This is a genomic window from Flavobacterium suaedae (assembly GCF_014642915.1).
Classification (GTDB): domain Bacteria; phylum Bacteroidota; class Bacteroidia; order Flavobacteriales; family Flavobacteriaceae; genus Flavobacterium; species Flavobacterium suaedae.
Genome location: NZ_BMJE01000001.1, coordinates 339,175 through 357,560, shown reverse-complemented (window position 1 = coordinate 357,560; position 18,386 = coordinate 339,175). Strand labels below are relative to the sequence as shown.

Annotated in this window: 21 protein-coding genes and 1 other RNA gene; 10 read left to right on the top strand and 12 right to left on the bottom strand. The window is 33.9% G+C overall.

Going from position 1 to position 18,386, the window contains the following annotated elements; all coding sequences use genetic code 11:
- Window positions 1–74 precede the first annotated feature (74 nt).
- Complete coding sequence (locus IEW45_RS01725; RefSeq protein WP_188619494.1) at window positions 75–1,289, bottom strand: RsmB/NOP family class I SAM-dependent RNA methyltransferase; 1,215 nt, start codon at window positions 1,287–1,289, stop codon at window positions 75–77.
- 67 nt (window positions 1,290–1,356) lie between these two features.
- Window positions 1,357–2,238: a helix-turn-helix domain-containing protein gene (locus tag IEW45_RS01720; protein WP_188619493.1), complete on the bottom strand. Its 882-nt coding sequence runs from the start codon at window positions 2,236–2,238 to the stop codon at window positions 1,357–1,359.
- A 97-nt stretch (window positions 2,239–2,335) separates the two neighbouring features.
- Between IEW45_RS01720 and IEW45_RS01715 the strand changes: the two genes are divergently transcribed.
- The 4 genes from IEW45_RS01715 (at window position 2,336) to IEW45_RS01700 (ending at window position 5,365) form a co-directional block, all read left to right on the top strand.
- Entirely contained in the window at window positions 2,336–2,707 is a 372-nt protein-coding gene (locus tag IEW45_RS01715; protein ID WP_188619492.1) for a DUF983 domain-containing protein, read from the top strand.
- 110 nt (window positions 2,708–2,817) lie between these two features.
- The gene (locus tag IEW45_RS01710; RefSeq protein WP_188619491.1) at window positions 2,818–3,867 is read left to right on the top strand and encodes a WD40/YVTN/BNR-like repeat-containing protein; all 1,050 of its coding nucleotides are present in this window, start codon (window positions 2,818–2,820) and stop codon (window positions 3,865–3,867) included.
- 49 nt (window positions 3,868–3,916) lie between these two features.
- A complete protein-coding gene (locus IEW45_RS01705) occupies window positions 3,917–4,264 on the top strand; it encodes a hypothetical protein (RefSeq protein ID WP_188619490.1) in 348 nt (115 codons plus the stop codon).
- A 69-nt stretch (window positions 4,265–4,333) separates the two neighbouring features.
- On the top strand, window positions 4,334–5,365 hold the full coding sequence (locus IEW45_RS01700) for a TQO small subunit DoxD (protein WP_188619489.1): 1,032 nt from the start codon (window positions 4,334–4,336) through the stop codon (window positions 5,363–5,365).
- Between the two features lie 25 nt (window positions 5,366–5,390).
- Here the strand turns inward: IEW45_RS01700 and IEW45_RS01695 are convergent, their stop codons facing one another.
- Complete coding sequence (locus tag IEW45_RS01695; RefSeq protein ID WP_188619488.1) at window positions 5,391–5,669, bottom strand: DUF7683 domain-containing protein; 279 nt, start codon at window positions 5,667–5,669, stop codon at window positions 5,391–5,393.
- Window positions 5,670–5,752: 83 nt separating this feature from the next.
- Between IEW45_RS01695 and IEW45_RS01690 the strand changes: the two genes are divergently transcribed.
- Window positions 5,753–6,976 carry a DUF2254 domain-containing protein gene (locus tag IEW45_RS01690; protein ID WP_229665873.1) on the top strand — a complete coding sequence of 408 codons (1,224 nt, stop codon included), beginning with the start codon at window positions 5,753–5,755 and terminating at the stop codon, window positions 6,974–6,976.
- 1 nt (window position 6,977) lies between these two features.
- Here the strand turns inward: IEW45_RS01690 and IEW45_RS01685 are convergent, their stop codons facing one another.
- The 4 genes from IEW45_RS01685 to IEW45_RS01670 all read right to left on the bottom strand — a co-directional run bounded on the left by IEW45_RS01685 (window position 6,978) and on the right by IEW45_RS01670 (window position 10,234).
- Window positions 6,978–7,313, bottom strand: a complete 336-nt coding sequence (locus IEW45_RS01685) for a DUF8439 domain-containing protein (protein ID WP_229665872.1) — start codon at window positions 7,311–7,313, stop codon at window positions 6,978–6,980.
- Between the two features lie 326 nt (window positions 7,314–7,639).
- A complete protein-coding gene (gene dnaX / locus IEW45_RS01680; protein ID WP_188619487.1) occupies window positions 7,640–8,725 on the bottom strand; it encodes a DNA polymerase III subunit gamma/tau in 1,086 nt (361 codons plus the stop codon).
- Between the two features lie 104 nt (window positions 8,726–8,829).
- Window positions 8,830–9,903, bottom strand: a complete 1,074-nt coding sequence (locus IEW45_RS01675; RefSeq protein ID WP_188619486.1) for a DNA topoisomerase IB — start codon at window positions 9,901–9,903, stop codon at window positions 8,830–8,832.
- A gap of 25 nt (window positions 9,904–9,928) precedes the next feature.
- A complete protein-coding gene (locus IEW45_RS01670) occupies window positions 9,929–10,234 on the bottom strand; it encodes a hypothetical protein (RefSeq protein WP_188619485.1) in 306 nt (101 codons plus the stop codon).
- Window positions 10,235–10,458: 224 nt separating this feature from the next.
- On the opposite strand from IEW45_RS01670, the gene rnpB reads away from it, so the two are divergent.
- Together rnpB and IEW45_RS01660 are read left to right on the top strand one after the other, a co-directional pair.
- Window positions 10,459–10,777, top strand: an RNA gene (gene rnpB, locus IEW45_RS01665) — RNase P RNA component class A.
- A gap of 54 nt (window positions 10,778–10,831) precedes the next feature.
- Window positions 10,832–11,062, top strand: coding sequence for a hypothetical protein (locus tag IEW45_RS01660; protein WP_188619484.1), 231 nt, complete (start codon window positions 10,832–10,834; stop codon window positions 11,060–11,062).
- Window positions 11,063–11,107: 45 nt separating this feature from the next.
- Here IEW45_RS01660 and rsmD read toward each other — a convergent pair whose 3' ends face one another.
- Complete coding sequence (gene rsmD / locus IEW45_RS01655; protein ID WP_188619483.1) at window positions 11,108–11,653, bottom strand: 16S rRNA (guanine(966)-N(2))-methyltransferase RsmD; 546 nt, start codon at window positions 11,651–11,653, stop codon at window positions 11,108–11,110.
- Window positions 11,650–12,453 (bottom strand): DUF3822 family protein, encoded by an 804-nt coding sequence (locus IEW45_RS01650; RefSeq protein WP_188619482.1) that lies wholly within the window; start codon window positions 12,451–12,453, stop codon window positions 11,650–11,652. Before IEW45_RS01650 ends, rsmD begins: the two co-directional genes overlap by 4 nt.
- Before the next feature lie 123 nt (window positions 12,454–12,576).
- On the opposite strand from IEW45_RS01650, the gene IEW45_RS01645 reads away from it, so the two are divergent.
- Together IEW45_RS01645 and kdsB are read left to right on the top strand one after the other, a co-directional pair.
- On the top strand, window positions 12,577–14,007 hold the full coding sequence (locus IEW45_RS01645) for an ATP-dependent DNA helicase (protein WP_188619481.1): 1,431 nt from the start codon (window positions 12,577–12,579) through the stop codon (window positions 14,005–14,007).
- A gap of 48 nt (window positions 14,008–14,055) precedes the next feature.
- Window positions 14,056–14,781 carry a 3-deoxy-manno-octulosonate cytidylyltransferase gene (kdsB, locus tag IEW45_RS01640; protein WP_188619480.1) on the top strand — a complete coding sequence of 242 codons (726 nt, stop codon included), beginning with the start codon at window positions 14,056–14,058 and terminating at the stop codon, window positions 14,779–14,781.
- Here the strand turns inward: kdsB and IEW45_RS01635 are convergent.
- The 3 genes from IEW45_RS01635 to IEW45_RS01625 all read right to left on the bottom strand — a co-directional run bounded on the left by IEW45_RS01635 (window position 14,778) and on the right by IEW45_RS01625 (window position 16,911).
- Complete coding sequence (locus IEW45_RS01635) at window positions 14,778–15,500, bottom strand: phytanoyl-CoA dioxygenase family protein (RefSeq protein WP_188619479.1); 723 nt, start codon at window positions 15,498–15,500, stop codon at window positions 14,778–14,780. The genes kdsB and IEW45_RS01635 overlap by 4 nt on opposite strands.
- 5 nt (window positions 15,501–15,505) lie before the next feature.
- Window positions 15,506–16,168, bottom strand: a complete 663-nt coding sequence (locus IEW45_RS01630; RefSeq protein WP_188619478.1) for a spermidine synthase — start codon at window positions 16,166–16,168, stop codon at window positions 15,506–15,508.
- Between the two features lie 299 nt (window positions 16,169–16,467).
- Window positions 16,468–16,911, bottom strand: a complete 444-nt coding sequence (locus tag IEW45_RS01625; protein WP_188619477.1) for a helix-turn-helix domain-containing protein — start codon at window positions 16,909–16,911, stop codon at window positions 16,468–16,470.
- Between the two features lie 279 nt (window positions 16,912–17,190).
- Between IEW45_RS01625 and IEW45_RS01620 the strand changes: the two genes are divergently transcribed.
- Entirely contained in the window at window positions 17,191–18,354 is a 1,164-nt protein-coding gene (locus IEW45_RS01620) for a M14 family metallopeptidase (RefSeq protein WP_188619476.1), read from the top strand.
- The last annotated feature ends 32 nt before the right edge of the window (window positions 18,355–18,386 follow it).

The window sequence follows — 18,386 nt, the reverse complement described above, 5'->3', positions numbered from 1 at the left end:
GGGCTACAAACTTAGAGTAATATTTTAAATTAACTCCTAAAGTTTAACATAAAAAGCCTTTAAACGTATTTTGTTTATGCTTTACGTTCTAAAAGCGCCATGTAAAAACCATCAAAACCTGACTGTGAAGCCAATACTTTTTTATCTTTTACAAAAGTGAAGTTTTTACCGGTTTCCGTAGTAAGGAATTTTTCTATTTGTTCCTGATTTTCAGATGGTAATACGGAACAGGTAGCGTATACTAATTTACCACCCGGTTTTACTATTTTAGAATAGCTTTCCAGTACTTCTGCCTGTGTTTTCTTTATGTTATCTACAAACTCCTGTTGTAACTTCCATTTACTGTCAGGGTTTCTTTTTAAAACACCTAAACCACTACAAGGCGCATCAATAAGTACCCTGTCTGCTTTTTCGTGTAATTTTTTTATAGCTTTTGTACTTTCAATAATGCGGTAATCGATATTGAAAACACTATTTCTTTTCGCACGTAGTTTAAGCTGTTTTAATTTACTTTCGTAAATATCCATAGCTACTATTTGCCCTTTATTTTCCATAAGGGACGCTATGTGTAATGTTTTACCTCCTGCACCTGCACACGTATCTACCACACGCATACCCGGCTTAACATCAAGGAAATGTGCTACTAACTGAGAAGAAGCATCCTGTACTTCAAATAGTCCGTCTTTAAATGCTTGAGTTAGGAAAACATTAGCACGCTCTTTTAGTATAAGCGCATCAGGATACTCTTTATTGAATTCTGTTTCAATATCATCATCCATTAAAATAGCCCTAAGCTTTTCCTTAGTCGTTTTTAAGGTGTTTACTCTAAGGACTACTTTAGCCTGCTGGTTTTGTGCAGCCAGTTCGGTTTCCCATTTTTTCTCGCCCAGCTCTTTAACGCCCAGTTCATCCATCCAGTCAGGGATAGACTCTCTATATTTTCTTATTTTATTAAGCTCATCAAAACGTCCTTTTATGCGGCGTACAGGGGTTTGCTCAAAGTACTTCCAGTCCGGTAATTTATAACCGCGTAATATTGCCCATACGGCAAATATGCGCCATAGGTTATCCCTGTCATAAGGTTCTTTAACCTCTGCTATTTCAGCGTAAAGGCGTTTCCAGCGTACTATTTCATATATTGTTTCGGCAACAAACTTTCTGTCATGACTGCCCCAACGTTTATCTTTTTTTAAAGCACGTGCTACTACCTTATCGGCATACTCTCCATCATTAAAAATAAAGTTTAGCGAGTCTATTACTGTAAAGACTAAATTTCTGTGTAATCTCATTGTGAAAAATTGAGGGGCAAAGGTACTGAAATTTACTGAGGTAGCTCTACTGCTTAACAAAGGTTTTTTACTCTTTTCTGTAGCGATTTAAAAAAGCTGAAGGTGTTTCGCCTGTTTTCTTTTTAAATATTCGGGAGAAATAAGCATAATCTTCATAACCAAGTAAGTAAGCTACTTCATTAAAGTTTTTTTGCTGTAAAACCAGTTCTTTTTTTGCTTCTAAAAAAACACGTTCTAAAATAACATCAGTAGCTGTTTTGCCTGCAACAGTTTGGGTTATTCGGTTTAAGTGTTTAGGGCTAACGTGTATCATATCAGCGTAAGCAGATGGTGCTTTTTCTGTTTTATAATTTTCTTCTATCAGTTGTTCTAACTGCCTGAATTTTAAATAATATCCGTTTTTATTGATATCATCAACAGGATTTTCATCTAAATAAATACGAGTACTCTCAATATACACCAAGTTGATAAGGCTCAGCATTTTTTGTCTTTTTAGAGGCTCTTCTTTTAAGTTTTCTTCATGTATCTGCCTAAAAAGCGAGATAATGTATGTAAGTTCATCATTCACTAAGTATAAGCAGGGTGAATTGTGCATACTGTAAAAGAAGGGAAATCTATTGATGTTGGCTTGGGTGTATTGCAAGTCGTAAAAACCTTGTGTATGGAAAAACACATATCCTTTTACGTCATCAGATAGTTCCCAATGATGCGTTTGCCCCGGGTTTAAATAAAAAAGGCTACCGGGTTTAATGTCATAGGTCGTAAAATCTACTTCATGTATACCGCTTCCATGCGTGAACAATATAGCCAAATAAAAATCGTGTGAATGGGGCAGTGCAATATCTTTATGGCTGGTTACTAAGTGGTCCTCCAATGTATTAGCATAAAAGCCCTTTAAGCTGCTTTGCCTTAAGAACTGATTTATATTTAATATGGCTACTTTTTTCATATTCCCATGATAATGTCCTAAAAGTACAAATTTATGCTCACATATTGCATTGACTGTATAGGGCTTTGTGAAGTAAATTTGTATCAAACTTTTAGGTATGTCACAGTTTAAAGATATTATAACAGAAAAATGCCCTGTTTGTGGTGAGAGTCATGTTTTTACACAAAAAGGGAATCCATTTTTATTTAAAATGCCCAAAATGAAAAAAGAATGCGATGTATGTGGGCATAAATTTGAAAAAGAACCCGGATTTTTTTACGGGGCAATGTATGTAAGTTATGGGCTTACAATATTAGAAATGGCTCCTGTATTTCTTATATCAAGAATTTTTATAGAAAGTTACAATGCAACTATAGCTATAATAGGTATATGTGCATTTTTGTTGAGTACTTTTAATTTCAGGCTTTCACGAATGATATGGATGTATATTTTTGATGGGAAAAAGAAAAAGCAGGAAGTACATAATTAATTTGTTTCAGTTTTTTAAAACTAATTTCCAAAGAAATCCGGTTAGTAACTCAGTTGGGTATAACTAACCGGATTTTGTTTTTATATTAGCATTACAATATGTTATGTTTTATGAAACAACTCTTTTTTATACTTTCTGTTTTAGTTTTTATTGGCTGCAAAGAAAACCATATTAATGAGGTTTCTTTTAGCGAAGTTACTGTAGATACCTTATTACAGGATGATATAAGTATACGCGCTATAACTATTGATAATGATAAAGTTTGGTATGCCGGCAGTAACGGAAAGTGGGGTAGGGTGTCACTAAACGGAGAAGATAAATTACAAAAAGTTATTACTCAGGAACAAGACTCTATATTACCTGAATTCAGAGCTATAGCACAGAATAAGCATAACATTTTTATTATTAATGTTGCATCGCCTGCCATGCTTTATAAAATAGATAAAAAGGACGGTGTCGTTACAAAAGTATATACCGAAGAAGGAGAAAAAGTTTTTTATGACAGTATGCAGTTTTATAATGATAAAGAGGGTATTGCAATGGGAGATCCTACTAATGAGTGCCTTTCGGTTATAAAAACTACAGACGGAGGCGAAACATGGCATAAAATTAGCTGTGATGCTTTACCGAATGTTGCAGAAGGTGAGGCTGGTTTTGCAGCAAGCGATACTAATGTAATTGTAAAGGGAGATAACACATGGATAGTTTCCGGAGGGAAAAAATCCAGAGTTTTTTATTCAGCTGATAAGGGAGAAAGCTGGGAAGTGTTTGACACTCCAATAGTACAGGGAAGTGCTATGACTGGTATCTTTTCAGCAGATTTTTACGATGAAAACATTGGTTTTGCTGTAGGAGGTGATTATGAACAGCAAAATAAAAATTCAGGTAATAAAATACTAACTACTGATGGAGGTAAAACCTGGATTTTAGTTGGTCAAAACACTGGATTTGGTTATGCTTCATGCGTGCAATTTATCCCTGCAAGTGATGGTTATGAACTTTTAGCTTGTGGTCCTGCGGGAGTATTTTATTCTTATGACAGAGGAAAAAGCTGGAAAAAAGTACATAATGATACTGCTTTACATACATTACGTTTTGCAGATAATAAAACTGTAATAGCAGCAGGCAGAAATAAAATAATAAAACTTACTTTAAAATAGTATATATCAGGGTTTGAACGGTAGAGAACAAATACATAACAATTATTTTTTGGCATTTTTTAGTGCTCTATTACTGCTACTATCTTCATGTACAGTAAAAAAAGTAATTGCTCATGCTGTTGATGTAGGTTATGAAAAACCTTTAAACCTTTCAAAAACTACAGTATCTTCTGTTACTAATTCTTGTCATTTCTCTGAAGTAAAAGCAGAAAATCAGTATAAAATTTCTGCTAAAAAGTTTATTTCACTTCCTTTCTTAAATAGAAATAATTCAAGTACTTTATTTACAGCATATAGCTTTAAAATCAACTCTTTAAAAGCTGAAAGTCAATATATAGCGGAAAAAATACCACTTTATATTCTCTACAAAAAAATGAAATACAGCTTATTATCTTAAAATACTTTACAGTTTTAAGAGTACCGTTACTAACGGTAAAATATTTCATTTTTTAATTTTTCAGATAATATGCAAAACATACATATTAATAGTCAGCATTATACAATGGCTGGCACAATAACACTTGCCCTGCGTTTAGTGGTGGGGTGGACGTACTTTTCCGCTTTTTGGAGGCGGTTAATTTTAGCAGATAAACTAAACCCTGATACAGCAGGCTACATAGGGGAGAAGTTCAATCATTTTTTACCTAATGCTTTGGGAATTAAACCCATTATTGAGCGTTTATTACTTAATCCTGATGAGCTTTGGCTCGCTATGGTAATTTTTACCATAATTGAAGGCGTAGTAGGGCTTTTTATACTATTTGGGCTATTTACCCGATTAATGAGTATTGGTGTAATTGCTTTAGCTATGGGGATTTTGCTGGGTTCAGGATGGCTTGGTACTACATGCCTTGATGAATGGCAAATAGGCGTTTTAGGTATTTCAGGAGGTTTTATATTATTCCTTTCCGGTAGTGGTTATTACGCTGTTGATAATTGGCTGCTAAACAAGAAATACATCTTTACTACTAAAAAATGGTTTAGCTGGTTAGGCTCAGGGAGTTTACCGATAAAGCTACATACATTAAAAAAACTCTCCTTAACAGGAGCTACGCTAATATTGTTTCTAACACTATTTACTAATCATTATTTTCATGGTGGTTTGTGGGGTACATTACACAATAAATCCGTAAAACCATTAATTGAAGTATCAGATGCAGTGATTGATATTAATCAATTACAATTCAATGTTTATAGAGTAGAAGGGGTTGATGTTTACGGCTCTTTTTTAATTGGAATTTCTTTAAAGGATTCTCATGGTAAAACCATCTTGAATTTGAAAGGAGAAGATTTAGCTAAGCTGCCTAAAAGTGCTATTAGAAATAAATATATAGCTGATGTAAAATCAGGGAAATATAGCTTAATAATACCATTAGGTGCAAAGGCATCAATAACTTTACCTGTAGGAAGTGGTATTTTATCAGAACATGAAAATTACATTTTAACACTGACAGATATAAGCGGGGCGACGTGGAGTAGCTCCGTAAAGGTTAATTAGTAAAAAGCCGCTATTAAGCGGCTTTTTATTTATAATCTCCATAACGTTGCAGAAAATATTCATATTTTGAAAATTCAAATATTATGGGAGGGTCTATAAATGAATTCAATGCTATTGATTTTTCTTTATTTATAGAGTATGATAAATATAGCTCTACATCATACTCTTCGTTTGGGTCAAATATTGTTCGAAGAATTGCTAAAGGAATATGACTTATATCAAATTCTTCAATATACTCATCATTACTTATATTAAATACCTCTATATAAGTATTTACAGAAATTATATCAGATCTTGAAGCCATAGTTTACACTATTTGCATTTTGTTAAGAATATAATAGGTCAATTATATGTAAATTTAGTATTACAAAAAATAAAAACAGCAGTTTGAGTAAATTATTTAGTAAAATAAAGATTTGGATTCGCCATAACTACTACAAAATAGTTAATAGTATAGCATTTTACCCTGCTTTTATATCTCTTACATTTCTTATAGTTTCAATAATAGCTATTCGCTTTGATTTCTCTGAAATGGGTAAAAGTTTAAAAAGCAATGTAGAGTGGCTGAATCTGCAAGATGCTGATACAGCACGTAATATTATTGGGGTAATTGCAGCAGGTATATTATCGCTTACAGTGTTTAGTTTCTCAATGGTAATGATAGTGCTTAATCAGGCAGCATCAAAAATGTCTAATCGGGTACTTAATAAGTTAATAGGCAATAGCTTTCAGCAAGTAGTGCTTGGGGTATACATAGGTACTATTATGTTTGCACTTTTCCTGCATACTACCATACGGGATATAGACTCTGGTATACACATACCTGCCATAAGCACTTATTTATTGATAATACTTGCCGTTATTGATATTTTCATCTTTATATATTTCATTCATTTTATTACCCAGTCGGTAAAATATGAGGTAATTATTCACCGTATTTTGAATGATACAGAGAAATCTATGAAGAATAAGTGTACTTTAAAGTCACTCCCACAACCTATAGATGATATTAATTTCCAAAATGATATAGTAGCACCCGTAGCAGGTGTTTATGAAGGGATAGATACTAAAAACCTACTCCAGTTATGTAAGAGTAATGATATTACGGTTAAAGTCAAATATGAGCCGGGCGTATATGTGCTAAAAAACACTCCTGTATTGGAAGTAGACAAACCAATATCAGAAGATGTAGTAAAGAAACTGCAAACAACACTTATTATAAACCAAGATGAAACTATTGAAAACAATTATTTATATGGTTTTCGGCAGCTTTCAGAAGTTGCTATTAAGGCGTTAAGTCCCGGTATAAATGACCCTGGTACAGCTTGTTTAGCATTACGTGCCTTATTCTACCTACTTGATTGCAGAATTAACTCTTTCCCTGAGAATATTATTAAAGATGATAACAATATATCTCGTATATATAGTATATCACCTAATTTTGAAGCTATAGCTAAAACAGCAATATTACCGATATGGGATTATGGTAAAAATGACAGAATTATACAAAATGAACTATCCCAACTTATAAATCAGTTTTTAGTATTGCACAGAAACAACTGGTTAAACCAATTTTTAAATGAAGTAGAAAAAACTAGTAACAACAATTGATTTAAATATCTAAATCAAAGGTTTTACGTAATAACTCAATAGTAGGGTTAATAGCTTTTAGCCTTTCATACTTTTCCTGTGGTGTAAAAGCATGTTTTTTAGAAACTTCCTCATTTACATGGGTTTCTATAACAATATCATGATTGTGTAGTTTCCCGCGCAGGTAGCCTATTAATTCATTTTTACTCCTGTCAAAATCAACTTTAGATCCCTCATTAGGTAATTCAAGGTTTAAGGTTACGCCATCTTCAGCTAATACGGGGTCGTTTATTTGCATATAAGTAGCCATAATTTTCTGTCCACTGTCGCTAAGGCGTTGTGCAAATTTATTCCACATTAACAACATATCCGTTTCCGTGAAAGACTCTCTTGGCAGCTCGTCCTGTTTTTTAATTTGAGCTTTTTGATTCTGCTCAATTTCACGCTTTTTTTGGATACTGGATAGCGAAAAAGCGGAAACACGAGGTTTACCATCATCTTGTTTTTTAATTACAGGCGGTTTTACTACTTCAGGATTATTTACAGGTATTTGCTTAGTAGGTAAAGAGCTTATTCCCTCTGTACTTGTATTACTTCTAGACTTATCAGACTTATTATTAACCTGCTCGGTAGTAGTAGTTATCGATGGAGTAGTGGCACCTTGCTTAAAGTAATGCGGTGGAATTATAAATTTGTCAGCTTTTTTTTTTCTCCGTCAAAAGTGAGGGAGGCAAGCTGCATAAGTGTTAATTCTACTAAAAGCCGTTGGTTTTGGCTTGTTTTGTATTTTAAGTCACAATCGTTAGCTATATCTATAGCTTCAAGTAAAAAACTCTCTGATGTTTTTTGTGCTTGTTCAGCATATTGCTTTTGCGCCATTTCGCCTACTTGTAGTAATACCAGTGTAGCAGGGTTTTTACATACCATTAAATCCCTAAAATGGGAAGCTAAACCTGCAATAAAATGATGACCATCAAAACCTTTAGCCAAAATATCATTAAAAGCTAAAAGCAATTCCGGTATTTTATTTTCCAGTATTAAGTCCGTTACTTTTATGTAGTACTCAAAGTCAAGTACATTAAGGTTTTCAGTAACTGCCTGTCTGGTTAAGTTGTTACCACAATAGCTAACCACCCTGTCAAAAATAGAAAGTGCATCACGCATAGCACCATCTGCTTTTTGGGCTATAATGTGTAAAGCATCATCCTCAAAAGTAATACCTTGGTTTTCCGCTACTACTGCTAAGTGTTCTTTAGCATCGTTTACCGTAATTCGTTTAAAATCGAATATCTGGCAGCGCGAAAGTATAGTCGGTATAATTTTATGCTTTTCGGTAGTGGCAAGTATAAATATGGCATGCCTTGGCGGTTCTTCCAGTGTTTTCAGGAAGGCGTTAAATGCAGCCTGAGAAAGCATGTGTACCTCGTCAATAATATAAACCTTGTATTTACCTGTTTGTGGTGGTATGCGTACTTGGTCTATAAGATTACGAATGTCATCTACTGAGTTATTAGAAGCCGCATCAAGCTCGAACACGTTAAAAGCAAAATCTTCATTAGGGTCATCATACCCTTCCTGATTGATTTTACGTGCCAAAATACGCGCACAGGTGGTTTTACCAACCCCACGAGGTCCTGTAAATAATAATGCCTGTGCTAAGTGATTGTTTTCTATAGCGTTGAGCAAAGTATTGGTAATAGCCTGCTGCCCCACAACATCTTTAAATGTTTGCGGACGATACTTGCGTGCTGATACAATAAACTGCTCCATAGAAATAATTGTAGAGCAAATATACTAATTGCCCTGCCAACTGCAATATAATTTATATTTGAAATATGAGGAAATTAATCACATAAATTTATAATGTGTAACTATCAGGCAATTACCTCTGCAATGTTTTCGGTAGATAAAAGTTTATATAATGCTTTTTCTTCTGCATTAAGGTCGGTACTTGTAGTATTTTTGGGTTTATAGTTCCAAATAGAACCCTGCTTGTACGATGCTATTACAGTAGGGTGTACGTAGTACTTTTTGCAAACACTACGGGTATTTCCCAATTTTTTGGCTACGGAATCCAGCACGTGAACTATTTTTTTCTTGCAGTCGGTTTTATTGGTATGTTCACCTATTTCGTAGAAAGAACAAAGGGCATTAAGGCTGCCTGCCCAAGACCTGAAATCTTTTGCGGTAAAATCTTCGCCTGTAATTTCTTTTACATAGCTATTTACATCAGCAGAGCCAATACTATGGTGCGTTCCATCGTCATCATAATATTGGAAAAGTTCATAACCGGGTACTTCTTTACATTTTTTAACCAGGTTTGCCATTCGTCTACTTTGTAGCTTTATTTTGTGCTTAACGCCTTTTTTCCCTGTAAACTGAAAGTAAACTGCACGTCCTTCAAACTTTACATGTTTATCGCGCAGGGTAGTAAGCCCGAAAGAACCGTATAGTTTTTTATACTCATCGTTACCTATACGTATGTTGGTAAGCTCTATAAGTTTTACAACTAGCGCAACAACTTTCTCATACGGCAAGCCATGCTTACGCAAGTCTTTTTCTACCTGTTTACGGATATCAGGCAGTACCTCGGCGAAATGCTTTAATCGATAAAATTTAGATTGGTTTCTTATTTTGTTCCAGTCCGGGTGGTAGCGGTATTGTTTTCTGCCCTTATCATCATAACCTGTTACCTGTAAATGCCCGTTAGGGTAGGGCGATATCCAAACATCAGTCCATGCTGGCGGAATTACCAAATCTTTAAAACGCTTACGCAGTTCTTTGTCTTTAACCGTGTTGCCATCATGGTCTTGATAAGTAAAGCCGCTGCCTTTACGTTTCCTGTAATATCCTTTGTTGGATTGCAGAGCATAACGTAAGCCAGCGGCTTTGGCAGTAATTTTAGGGTCACTACCTATTTTTTCAAGTTTCTTTATAGTTGCATTCATGTACTGTTAAGGGTACTGACCTTTATTAATTATCTTCTCTGCCTTGTATACTCATTTCGTGCAATACTTTGGCAGCACTTTTTTCGGTATAAGCTCCGTGACTTGCTACAAAAACACCTTTAGTTCCGTCTTTTGCTTCCACACCATAAACGGTAGCTTCATCAGCAGGGTCGGTTTCCCCTTCGTAACGGTATATATGTTCTATGGTAAAGTCGTCCGGAGTATTTACTATTCGCTCTTCTTCCAGATTAAAATCGGTTGTGTATCCTTTTTTAGCTAATTCTGCTAATGCTTTCGATACAGGAGCGTAATGATACATTTGTCTGTCCATAACTTAGTTTTTTATTGGTTTTTCTTTTGTTTATTTAAAATTACAGATTTACTATTGGTTGCGCTGCCAATGAAATGTTAAACATCATTTTAGTCATAACGTTGAAGGTCGAAAGTCATAAAGTCAAAGGTCATAAAGTCTTAAAAGGGGTTCGGGCTTTTGACTTTATAAACATTATAACTTTAGGACTATATAAACTTTAGACTTAAAAAAACTATCTTTGCCGCGCAGGTCGCCTTATCGCTCTTTACTTTATGTAAAGGGAGGAAAGTCCGGACACCGTAGAGCAGCATAGCGGGTAACGCCCGTCACCATGTTTAGGCATGGGAGGACAAGTGCAGCAGAAAGGATGTACAGGTAATGCTGTAGTGAAATCAGGTAAACTCTATGCGGTGCAATGCCACGTATACCGGCTGTTAAGGGTTGCTCGCCCGATGCCGGGGGGTAGGCAGATAGAGTATAGCAGTAATGCTATACCCAGATAAATGATAAGGGTTTCTTTATTAAGAAATACAGAATCCGGCTTATAGACCTGCTTTATTCTTTTCCATGATGTGATGATTTTTATTATCTTTGGTTAAACTAAAAAATTAAATCATGAATTGGATTTCTTACCCTGAAAATAAACCAAATCATTCCCAATCATATGTGATTAGCGTTTTAAAACGAAATAATAATAAAGAACACTTTTTTAAATATGTTGCTTATTATGATGTTGAGACGGATAATTGGTATAAATATGATGGCTTTGTTGAGAATGATATTAAAGAATTAATTCAAGAAAGAGTTGTAGGTTGGGTAAACGACTTGCCCACATATCTTGGATGAAATAATTAATATTGAAATATAATTTTTTTAAACTACCTTAAACGTTTAGTCACTTTCAAACTCAAAAAAAGAAAAAATACTGCTACCGTATTTCTTTTTCATTACAAAGTGAGGCATATGCTCTAAATCCGTTTGTGGGGAGTGTTCTATAACCATAGTCCCTTCTTTATCAAGTAATTCGTTTTCAAAAACAAGGTTTACAATTTCCTCAAACTTTTGTTGATCAAAGTCGTATGGTGGGTCGGATACAATAATATTGTAGCTTAGTTTATGGTTTTTCAGGAATTTATACACATCGCTTTTTATAGCGGTAATGTTTAGTTCCAAAGCCTCGGCAGTTTGTTTTATATACCTTATACAACCGTAATCAGCATCTACAGCCGTAATGGTTTCCGTGCCACGTGAGCCAAACTCATAACTCAGGTTGCCCGTACCCGAAAACAAGTCCAGTACCTTAACTTCATCAAAATAAAACTTGTTATTCAGTATATTAAATAACGATTCCTTACTCATATCGGTAGTAGGGCGTACGGGTAAGTTTTTGGGTGCGGTAAGGCGCTTGCCTTTATATTTTCCTGATATTATTCTCATGCGTTAAGCAATATAAAGTGTTGTGTAGCGATGTTACTGTTTATATTGTATTTTTCCTGTAGTGCCTCGGTATCGTGAAATGAAATATGACGTATATACTTATATGCCATAGTATAGCATGGGTCAGTTTTACTTATGTTACCCAGTAGTATAACCTTAACCGTTTCAGGGTTAAGCGATAATTGTTCCAATGTAAATAACAGGAAGTATAAAAAATCTTCGGGTGATGTGTACTCAAAAGAGTTGTACAGTAACAGTTTTTGGTTGTTGGCTATTACTACCTCAAAATGAGTATCCTGTACATGTACAAACACTTGGTTTTCTTCTATATTTTTAGAAGCATCCAGTAGCTTGTTTACCAGTATGGTATTGGTGTTTTTATAGTCGAAACTACCAAAACGGTCAATTAAATAGTTATTAATGTTAACCAGCGGTACATAAACATTGTTTATATCGTAGCTGTTTATAGCATCGTACGCGAAAAAATCAGTTTCAAAAACTTTGGTATTGTATTGCAGGTAACTACCCAAAAAATCCTTGTCAAACAAGGCTTCAGGTACAAAGGTGTTAAAATTATTATCGTGTAACACCAGTACTTCATCATACGAGGCTTTCAGCTCCGGATGGTGTACAAAAAGTTTCCATAACTCATCTTCTACCGACTGGTATCGGGAGAACGTAGCACTGCTTATCTCTGATATACTATTGTTTAGCATATCAAACGAACAGAAGCTAACTCCTTTAAGTCCTGCCTGTAGTACAAGTTTTTTATAATTTTTAGCGGTTATATTGCTGCTCATTAATAAAAATTGATTGGAGAACAAATTTACATCTTTTTAATGATTAGCCTTCTTACTCTTTAAATTCATAGTATCTTTGAATTCAATTTTTCAAGAATTTTAAAGAAAAACAGTTTCCATTACATGGATGCAGCCGAATTTTACAAAATACTCCGAAGGCATTTCCCGTTTACACCTACCTTAAAGCAAGATATTTTTTTACAGAAAATAGCTGCTTTTATTACTAATGATGATAACGATGATGTTTTTGTTTTAAAAGGGTATGCCGGTACGGGTAAAACCACCATAGTATCTACATTGGTAAACCAACTGAGGGCTGTAAATAAAAAATGTGTGCTGCTTGCCCCGACAGGTAGGGCAGCCAAAGTAATTTCCGGTTATTCCAAACGTCCTGCCTATACTATACACAAGCGTATTTATTACCCCAAAAAGGGTAGTGGTGGCACGGTAGGCTTTACCATGCAGGCAAACAAATTTACCAATACCATTTTTATTGTAGATGAAGCCTCTATGATTTCCGATTCGGGTTCAGACTCTAAAATGTATGAAAACGGATCGCTGCTGGATGATTTAATGCAGTATGTATATTCCGGTAAAAACTGTAAGCTGATATTAATAGGTGATACTGCACAGTTACCACCCGTAAACTCTGAAATTAGCCCTGCACTGGATACGGATACACTGGCAATGCATTATTTAAAAGAAGTGCAGCAAATAGAGCTGGATGAAGTAATGCGACAGGAAACAGACTCCGGGATACTATATAATGCTACCGAATTAAGAGAAATATTAAAATCTGCTTTTGTAGATACCTTTCAGTTTAAGGCAAAAGGCTTTAAAGATTTTGTTCGCTTGGTAGACCGTTACGATATTGAAGATGCAATACACCAAGCTTACAGAGATTACAGTATAGAAGATACGGCTTTTATAGTACGCTCTAACAAGCGTGCTAACCAGTACAATCAGCAAATACGCTTTAAAATACTGGACAGGGAAAGTGAACTTTCGGCAGGAGATTACCTTATGGTAGTGAAAAATAACTATTTCTGGATTAACGAGAAATCAACCGCAGGTTTTATTGCCAATGGTGATATTATAGAGGTGTTGGAGATATTCAGGATAGAAGAGCTATACGGTTTTAAATTTGCCCGTGTAAAGGTGCGAATGGTAGACTATAGCGAACAAATACCTTTTGAAACGGTACTGTTGCTTGATACACTGCATAGTGAATCATCATCTTTATCTTACGAAGACTCTAATAGACTTTATGAAGAAGTACAAAAGGATTTTCAGGATGAGAAAAGTAACTATAAACGTTTTTTAAAAATTAAGAACAATCCGCATTTTAATGCTTTACAAGTTAAGTTCTCCTATGCTGTTACCTGTCATAAATCGCAGGGTGGACAGTGGAAAACCGTTTTTGTAGAGCAACCTTATTTACCCGATGGTATTACAAGAGATTACATCCGTTGGTTATATACCGCTATAACCCGTGCGGAAGAAACTTTATACCTTATAGGTTTTAAGGATGAAAATTTTGAGGAATTTCAATAAGAAAATATTTTTTGGTAATTTCATTGTAGAAAAACGAAATACTTAGCTATGAAAATTATTGCAGTTATACCGGCGCGTTACGCCAGCACTCGCTTCCCGGGGAAGTTAATGGAAGATTTAGGTGGTAAAACTATTATTACCCGTACTTACCAAGCTGCTGTTCAAACCGAACTTTTTGATGATGTTTTTGTAGTAACTGATTCGGATATTATTTTTAAAGAGATAATAGCGAACGGTGGTAAGGCTATAATGAGTAAAAAAGAGCACGAAAGTGGCAGCGACCGTATTGCTGAAGCTATTGAGCTTATGGATGTTGATATTGTGGTTAACGTTCAGGGTGATGAGCCTTTTATTAATAAAGAACCATTGGCTGACTTACTGGAGGTATTTAAAAGTGATGTAGCTCATGAAGTTGATTTGGCTTCACTAATGATGCAAATTACAGACAGAGAAGATATTGAAAGCCCGAATAATGTAAAGGTAATAGTAGACCAAAAGAACTTTGCATTGTATTTTTCACGTTCGGTAATACCGTATGTACGCGATAAGGAAGCCGAAGCTACGTATTACAAACACATTGGTATATATGCATTTAGGAAGCATGCGTTACTCGATTTTTATAAATTACCAATGCAAATGCTTGAGAAATGCGAAAAACTGGAACAGTTACGCTATTTGGAATATGGTAAGAAAATAAAAATGGTGCAAACCAGCCATGCTGGAATTGGTATAGATACCCCCGAAGATTTAGAGAAGGCAAGAAAAATGCTTTAAAGATTTATATCTAGTTTTTCAGCCCAGTTTAAAGGCTCAGCCAGTTGAGTATTTGAAAATTCTATATGTATTACACGCCTTTGGTTACCGTTGGTTGTTCTGGATGAACTATGTAGTAGCAAAGGTTTCATAATCATAATGCCACCTTTGTTTACAGGGCATGTAGTTTCGGTTTCAACATTCCAGTTTATAGTTTCAGGTCTGTATATTCCTTTATTATGAGAACTAGGAACTACCTTTAATGCACCATTATTTTCATCTGTGTCATCTAGATGAATACGAATGGTATATATATTCTGTAAAATACCTATAGACGGTTGTACCGCAAAAAGGTTGTTTTTTGTTGTCCAGGGACCATAACCTTCAATTTCAGACTTTTTATCTGTTGATATTGTTAAGTCCTGATGATAAGAGACAAACCAGTTAGAGTTTTGAGGCTTATCAAAATATATTGATTTTACTATAAAATAATCTTTACCAAAAAGTTCAGTTATAATTTGCTTTAATTTTTTATTTAGGATTAATGTCTGTGCTTGCGGTATTTCATTAAGAAAATGACGAATAGCAAACAGTCCTGCTGATTTCCTAAAAGAAGTATTGTTTTTTTCTGTATTCTCAATAGTAGTAATGATAGTATCTATTTCATTATCTGAGAAAATATTAGGGATAACAGTAAATCCTTTTTCTTCAATCTCATTTTTGTAATCAGCAAACACCATAGTAATTACTTTAATTTCTGAATAATAAAAATCTCGTTATAGTTTTCTAAACCGGGGTAGGAGTCTACCTGAAAGCTATTGTCAAATAACTCAGTATAGGCTTTATTTCGCTCTTTATCTTTTCGGTTTAAAACCATAGTGTTGAATAGAATATACCCTTTGTTGTTTACTATGCTCTTTATATTTTCTGTAAAATCAGACTCAAATAAAAATTCAGGCATACTCTTATCCTGAAAAATATCTATGATGATAAAATCATATTTTTCGTTTGTGTTGGCTACAAACTTTTTTGCATCGTCTATAATAACAGTAACACCTTCTGTTTTATCCAAATTAAAATAATTATTGGCTATTTCAATTATTTCAGGATCAAGTTCAACACCTGTTATTTTGCCTTTATAATTTATTTCTTCTTTAAGTGTTTTTATAACACTGCCTCCGGCAACACCAAGCAGCAATATACTCTCAAAAGTTTTTATTTTTTCAAAACCTATATATTGTAGCCCTTTACGTAAAATACGCTGTAAACTCCCGTAGGAGTAGTTTGTATTTTTAGAATCGAGTACCAACTCACCGTTACTAAGGGTTACCTCAAGAGTTCTGCTTATTTCGGAAGTTTTAGTATAAATTTTTATAGGGATTAAATAGCTTAAAAATTTCTTTAGCATTTAAGTCTGTTTTTGTAGTGTAAATATACATCCAATTTAAAGAAGTAGTAAGTATAGGAGTTTTATTATTTAAAAGCTGAAGAACAAAATCTTATGAAGAGTTTAACGCTTTATTTACAGACTATTATACTATTAATGCTTAATTTTATAATAGATATTAAGGTTGATTAATAACCAATAAAATGTGCTTAAATAAAAATACTGGTTCCTTTTACAAGGAACTTCCATAGATAATTTGTGTTTGTTTTATTGGTTAATGAGCCCCGACGACATCTTTTATAAGATGTTGCGGGGTTTTTTTATTGCGGTTTATAATCTTTAAAAGTTCCGTCCTTATAAAAAATTACAATTTTATCAATAGTACTAGGCGATTGTATCTGCGTGTTAATTTGTCCTGTATTTTCTTCTGAAATATTTTTCTCTTCGTTTACAGAAAATAAATCACCCAAGTCATTTCCTGTTTCTTCATTTTTTTGAAGAGTAGTAGGGGGGATTGGTTTTTGTTCTTCTTCAGAATTTTTAGGAAAAGAACCTTTCCCGTTTAATAGCCAGTATAAATCTACTTCAGGAAAGTTATCAATTATTTTCAGTACAAAATCTAAACTGGGTTTATTTCTGCCTGATAATAAATGAGACAATCCTGAGCGTTGTACACCTAGTTTATCTGCAAAAAGAGAAGCCGACATATCGTAATATTCGAGCAAATGTTCCAGTCGTTTTATAAAACCTTCATTGTTTACCATTGTAACAATATTTGTTGTTTACAAATGTAAAAAAGAGTTTCCATTTATCCAAAAAGCATATAAAAAGAGATATTTTATTTTAAACTTATACTTTATATAAAGTATTTAAATAACTGATTTACATTAACTAATATATATTATAATATAAACAGTGATTCATTTAAAAGTACAAGCATATTTACAATCTAATATAGATTACAAATGTAACTAAAGAGTTAAACTTAGCTGTTTACAAATGTAAAATAAGTAATGTTTACTTTTGTAAACAAATAGATTTGTATGGATTTACCCTTAATATTTAACAGTTGTAAACAGACCAAATTACATGGTAGGTATGTTACCAATAAACATATAGCCCCCATATTAAATGACTTAAAACAGTTTTTTGAAATTGATATAATAGGTACTTCAGTTTTAAATAAACCTATATATACAGTTAAAATTGGTAGCGGAAAAACAAGAATTTTAATATGGTCTCAAATGCATGGTAATGAATCTACCACTACCAAAGCTATTTTTGACCTGCTTAATTGGCTTAAAAGTGATGATGAAAAAGCTAATAGTATTAAAAGTAACTTCTCCTTTTGTATAATACCTATACTTAATCCTGACGGTGCAGAGCTATATACCAGGCAAAATTTTAATAAAATAGACCTAAACAGGGATGCTTATAATTGTACTCAGCCTGAAATTCGTTTGCTTATGCAGGCTTTTCATGACTTTAAACCTGATTATTGTTATAATATGCACGACCAGCGTACAATATTCGGGTTAGAAAGTGATACAGGTACTTATAAACCAGCTACAGTTTCTTTTTTAGCCCCTGCTTATAATGAAGAAAGAGATATTAATGATGTCAGGTTAAAAGCTATAAGTGTTATAGCTGCTATGAATGAAACATTACAGCACTATATACCGGGGCAGGTAGGGCGTTTTGATGATTCGTATAATAAAAACTGTATAGGAGACAGTTTGCAATCGCTGGGTGTGCCAACTATATTATTTGAGGCAGGGCATTATCAAAATGACTATGAGAGAGAAAATTCAAGGAAATTTATATTTTTTTCATTATTATCGGGATTTGATTCAATTAACGAAAACGTTTTAGTTCAAGATGAAAAAGCCGAATATTTTAGGATTCCTCAAAATAAGAAGCTATTTTATGATTTCACATATAAAAATGTCAAAATAAATTATGAAAATAAAGAAAAAATATCGATTTTTGCCTCTCAATACAAAGAAGTTCTTATTGATAATTCCGTAACATTTCGAGCATTTATTAATGAAATAGATAATTTGGAAGATGTTGCAGGCCATGAAGAATATGACGGTCTGGGAGAAGCATTTCGAGGAAAAAACGGAACTAATATCCCTAAGAACGATACTGAAGCTGATTTTTTTATTGGAGACAGAAAGTTTGTTAACGGTAAAGAAGTTAAATAACCAGTTTCAGTAATGGTATTTATATAATATAC

Coding starts and splice junctions, on each gene's coding strand:
- IEW45_RS01660 (WP_188619484.1), top strand. CDS start 10,832: ATGAATTGGATTTCTTACCCTGAAAATAAACCAAATCATTCCCAATCA.
- IEW45_RS01725 (WP_188619494.1), bottom strand. CDS start 1,289: ATGAGATTACACAGAAATTTAGTCTTTACAGTAATAGACTCGCTAAAC.
- IEW45_RS01695 (WP_188619488.1), bottom strand. CDS start 5,669: ATGGCTTCAAGATCTGATATAATTTCTGTAAATACTTATATAGAGGTA.
- IEW45_RS01715 (WP_188619492.1), top strand. CDS start 2,336: ATGTCACAGTTTAAAGATATTATAACAGAAAAATGCCCTGTTTGTGGT.
- IEW45_RS01720 (WP_188619493.1), bottom strand. CDS start 2,238: ATGAAAAAAGTAGCCATATTAAATATAAATCAGTTCTTAAGGCAAAGC.
- IEW45_RS01685 (WP_229665872.1), bottom strand. CDS start 7,313: ATGTGGAATAAATTTGCACAACGCCTTAGCGACAGTGGACAGAAAATT.
- kdsB (WP_188619480.1), top strand. CDS start 14,056: ATGAAAATTATTGCAGTTATACCGGCGCGTTACGCCAGCACTCGCTTC.
- IEW45_RS01635 (WP_188619479.1), bottom strand. CDS start 15,500: ATGGTGTTTGCTGATTACAAAAATGAGATTGAAGAAAAAGGATTTACT.
- IEW45_RS01650 (WP_188619482.1), bottom strand. CDS start 12,453: ATGAGCAGCAATATAACCGCTAAAAATTATAAAAAACTTGTACTACAG.
- IEW45_RS01630 (WP_188619478.1), bottom strand. CDS start 16,168: ATGCTAAAGAAATTTTTAAGCTATTTAATCCCTATAAAAATTTATACT.
- IEW45_RS01710 (WP_188619491.1), top strand. CDS start 2,818: ATGAAACAACTCTTTTTTATACTTTCTGTTTTAGTTTTTATTGGCTGC.
- IEW45_RS01675 (WP_188619486.1), bottom strand. CDS start 9,903: ATGAATGCAACTATAAAGAAACTTGAAAAAATAGGTAGTGACCCTAAA.
- IEW45_RS01620 (WP_188619476.1), top strand. CDS start 17,191: ATGGATTTACCCTTAATATTTAACAGTTGTAAACAGACCAAATTACAT.
- IEW45_RS01645 (WP_188619481.1), top strand. CDS start 12,577: ATGGATGCAGCCGAATTTTACAAAATACTCCGAAGGCATTTCCCGTTT.
- dnaX (WP_188619487.1), bottom strand. CDS start 8,725: ATGGAGCAGTTTATTGTATCAGCACGCAAGTATCGTCCGCAAACATTT.
- IEW45_RS01670 (WP_188619485.1), bottom strand. CDS start 10,234: ATGGACAGACAAATGTATCATTACGCTCCTGTATCGAAAGCATTAGCA.
- IEW45_RS01700 (WP_188619489.1), top strand. CDS start 4,334: ATGCAAAACATACATATTAATAGTCAGCATTATACAATGGCTGGCACA.
- rsmD (WP_188619483.1), bottom strand. CDS start 11,653: ATGAGAATAATATCAGGAAAATATAAAGGCAAGCGCCTTACCGCACCC.
- IEW45_RS01625 (WP_188619477.1), bottom strand. CDS start 16,911: ATGGTAAACAATGAAGGTTTTATAAAACGACTGGAACATTTGCTCGAA.